Source organism: Rhizobacter sp. P3_B12 (assembly GCF_056402895.1).
In genome coordinates this window covers 1-3,137 of record NZ_JBFUGN010000746.1, presented here as the reverse complement: position 1 = coordinate 3,137, position 3,137 = coordinate 1, and the positions used below count along the sequence as shown (strand labels likewise).

5 protein-coding genes are annotated in these 3,137 nt (G+C 70.3%); 2 read left to right on the top strand and 3 right to left on the bottom strand.

All coding sequences use genetic code 11. The features are described from left to right. On the bottom strand, nucleotides 1-730 hold a 730-nt coding region (locus AC1D01_RS27340), incomplete at its 3' end, for a sensor histidine kinase (RefSeq protein ID WP_477871991.1). 208 nt (nucleotides 731-938) lie between these two features. On the opposite strand from AC1D01_RS27340, the gene AC1D01_RS27335 reads away from it, so the two are divergent. Both AC1D01_RS27335 and AC1D01_RS27330 read left to right on the top strand, forming a co-directional pair. Then, a complete protein-coding gene (locus AC1D01_RS27335; protein WP_477871988.1) occupies nucleotides 939-1,670 on the top strand; it encodes a Crp/Fnr family transcriptional regulator in 732 nt (243 codons plus the stop codon). Between the two features lie 51 nt (nucleotides 1,671-1,721). Then, nucleotides 1,722-2,411: a Crp/Fnr family transcriptional regulator gene (locus AC1D01_RS27330; RefSeq protein WP_477871986.1), complete on the top strand. Its 690-nt coding sequence runs from the start codon at nucleotides 1,722-1,724 to the stop codon at nucleotides 2,409-2,411. A gap of 12 nt (nucleotides 2,412-2,423) precedes the next feature. Here the strand turns inward: AC1D01_RS27330 and AC1D01_RS27325 are convergent, their stop codons facing one another. Both AC1D01_RS27325 and AC1D01_RS27320 read right to left on the bottom strand, forming a co-directional pair. Then, on the bottom strand, nucleotides 2,424-2,561 hold the full coding sequence (locus AC1D01_RS27325) for a hypothetical protein (protein ID WP_477871984.1): 138 nt from the start codon (nucleotides 2,559-2,561) through the stop codon (nucleotides 2,424-2,426). A gap of 10 nt (nucleotides 2,562-2,571) precedes the next feature. Continuing rightward, a partial coding sequence (locus AC1D01_RS27320) for an OmpA family protein (RefSeq protein WP_477871982.1) occupies nucleotides 2,572-3,137 on the bottom strand: 566 nt, incomplete at its 5' end.

The following is a 3,137-nucleotide window of genomic DNA, read 5'->3' as shown; positions in this document are numbered from 1 at the left end:
GGCCGAGCCCGAGGCCGTCGCGGTTGAATTTCACCGCGTGCTCTTCCTGGACGAACGGGTCGAAGACCTGCAGCAGCGCCTGCGGTGCGATGCCGATGCCGTCGTCGCTGACGGTGAAGACGATGCTGCTGCCGTGGCGCGCCACTGCCAGCCCGATCGCGCCGCCGCAAGGCGTGTACTTCGACGCGTTGCCGACCAGGTTGCCGAGGATCTGCGCCAGCCGGGTGTCGTCCGCCCGCATCTGCCCGATGGACGACGGCATCGCAAGCTGCAGCGTCTGCTGCCGCGCGAGCACCGCAATGCGGCAGCCGTCGAGCACGTCCTGGATCACCTCGGCGATCTGCACGTCGTCCAGCACCAGCCTCAGCTTGCCGGTGTTGACGCGCGACACGTCGAGCAGGTCGTCGATCACGCGCGCCATGCGGGTGGTCTGCCGCCCGACGATCGCCAGCAGCTGCGGCGCTCGCTCGGCGGGCATGCGCGCCAACAATGTGGCCGTGGTGCACAGCGTCATCAACGGGGTGCGCAACTCGTGCGCGACCAGGGCCAACTGCTCGGTCTGGCGCTGGTTCAGCCGCTCGGCGTCGCGTTGTGCGGCCTGCGCCTGGGAGAGGGCACGCTGCAACTCGGCATTCGCCTGGCGCAGGCAGGCCAGCACGGCGTGCGTTGACGGCGCCCTGTCGACGCGGCGTGCCGCAGGCGTGCGAAACGGCAGGGCGATCGAAATCATCGGGTGGATCACGGTGGGCAGCACTCCTCGGAGTGCGGACTCTGCATGGCCGGCTCCGCCGCGTCTGTGCGTTGCCGAACACCGGCGCGGGCATGCCCCCTGATTTGTCCGATACCGCACAGACCGACGCTTTCCGCGCCTATAGTCTCCGCACTGGGCGGCACGGGGCGCGAGGCCGGCTCGACGCCAGCTCCGGCACCAGCATCCGATGGAGCTGCGCACAGTGCACCCTTCCCCCGAACCCCTGCAGAACCACCTGCTCGCCGCCCTGCCCGAGCCGGAGCGCAACCGTTGGCTGCCGCAGCTCGAATGGGTCGAATTGACCCTCGGGCAGGTGCTGTACGAGCCTGGCCGCACGCTGAGCCACGTGTATTTCCCGACCACCGCCATCGTGTCGCTTCTCTACGTGATGGAGAACGGCGCGTCGGCCGAGATCGCGGTGGTGGGCAACGAGGGCATCGTCGGCATCTCGCTGTTCATGGGCGGCGAATCGACGACCAGCCGCGCCGTCGTGCAAAGCGCCGGCGCGGGCTACCGGATGAGCTCGCGCACCATCAAGGAAGAGTTCAACCGCGCGCCGGTGCTGCACCTGCTGCTGCGCTACACGCAGGCGCTGATCACGCAGATGGCGCAGACGGCGGTGTGCAACCGCCACCATTCGCTGGACCAGCAGCTGTGCCGCTGGCTGCTGCTCAGCCTGGACCGCCTGCGCGGCAGCGAGCTGACGATGACGCAGGAACTGATCGCCAACATGCTGGGCGTGCGGCGCGAGGGCGTCACCGAGGCGGCGTCGAAGCTTCAGAAGGCCGGGCTGATCCGCTATGCGCGCGGGCGCATCGAGGTGCTGGACCGGCCGGGGCTGGAGGCACGCACCTGCGAGTGCTATGCGGTGGTCAAGAAGGAATACGACCGCCTGCTGCCCGAACCTGCCGTCGCCTGACTGCGTGCGCTGGCAGACGGTCGCGCGCCGGCGGGCGCGCCACACTGYGGCATGACCTTCATCGACAACCATCTGCTCGCCCCGCTTTCCGGGGCGGGGCGAAAGCGCCTGCTCGACATCGGCGAGGTCGTCCCGCTGGTGCTGGCCGAGGCGCTGAGCGAACCCGGTGAGCCGACGACGCATGTCTACTTTCCGATGCAGGGCTTCATCTCGCTGATCTCGCGCGTCGACCGGCACCCGGGGCTGGAGGTGGGCATGGTCGGGCGGGAGGGGATGCTGGGCGTGCACGTCGCGCTGGGGGCCTCGGTGTCGCCGCTGCATGCGGTGGTGCAGGGCCCGGGCACGGCCTGGCGCATCGGGGTGTTGCCGTTTCGCCGCGAGCTGGCACGCAATGCCGCCTTGGAGCGCAGCGTGGACCGCTACGTGCACGTGCTGATGGTGCAGCTGGCGGCATCGGCGGCCTGCCTGCGCTTCCACCTGATCGGGCCGCGCCTGGCGCGCTGGCTGCTGATGAGCCAGGACCGCGCGCAGGCGGACCACTTCCACATGACGCAAGAGTTCCTCGCCTACATGCTGGGCGTGCGGCGCGTGGGCATCACCGCCGCGGCCGGCGTGCTGCAGCGTGCCGGGCTGATCGACTACCACCGCGGCGAGCTGCAGGTGACCGACCGCGCCGGGCTGGAGGCCGCAGCCTGCAGCTGCTATGCCGCCGACTGCCGCGCCCGTGCCGAGGCGGCCTGATCCGCCCGTCGCTCAGCGCTTGCGCTGACGGTCGGCGGCCGCCGGTGCGACCGCCGGCAGCGCGAGCGCCGGCGTTCCCGGCGCGACGGGTGCCTGCGCCTGCTTGGGCTTCTTCACTTCCTTGTTGCCGTGCTTGCGGGTCTTGGTCATGGTCGTCTCCTCAACGGGCCTTGGCCACGCCGTCTTCGTTGGACAGGATCACCTCGACGCGGCGGTTCATCTGCCGGCCTGCCGAGGTGTCGTTGGTCGCCACCGGATAGGCCTCGCCGTAGCCGCGCGTCATCAGCCGCTGCGCGGTGATGCCCTGGTCGATCAACGCCGTCCGCAAGGCTTCGGCGCGTCGCGTCGACAACTCGAAGTTGCCGGTCTCGGTGCCGCGGCTGTCGGTGAAGCCTTCGATCATCGCGGTGCGCTTCGGGTGCTGGCGCATGAAGTCCGCCAGCTTGTTCAGCGTGCGGGCGCCGCCGGGACTCAGGGCGGCCCGGTTCGAATCGAACAGCACGTCGCCGAGCGTCAGCACGTCGCCGCGGTCGGTCGGCTTCGAGCCGAGCTCCTTCAGCTGCAGCGCGAGCGCGTCGGCGCGCGCCTTGTCCTGCTGCGCATTCGCAGTGGCGGCGGCGAGCTCCATGCCCTTGTCCTGCGTCGCCTGCCGGGCCGTCGCGACATCGCGTGCCGCCTTGCTGTCGACGCCGGCGGCCTTGGCATCGGCCGCGGCCTTGTCCCAGG

Excerpts from the sequence above, each read along its gene's own strand:
- AC1D01_RS27335 (WP_477871988.1), top strand. The coding sequence starts at position 939 with ATGGAGCTGCGCACAGTGCACCCTTCCCCCGAACCCCTGCAGAACCAC.
- AC1D01_RS27330 (WP_477871986.1), top strand. The coding sequence starts at position 1,722 with ATGACCTTCATCGACAACCATCTGCTCGCCCCGCTTTCCGGGGCGGGG.
- AC1D01_RS27325 (WP_477871984.1), bottom strand. The coding sequence starts at position 2,561 with ATGACCAAGACCCGCAAGCACGGCAACAAGGAAGTGAAGAAGCCCAAG.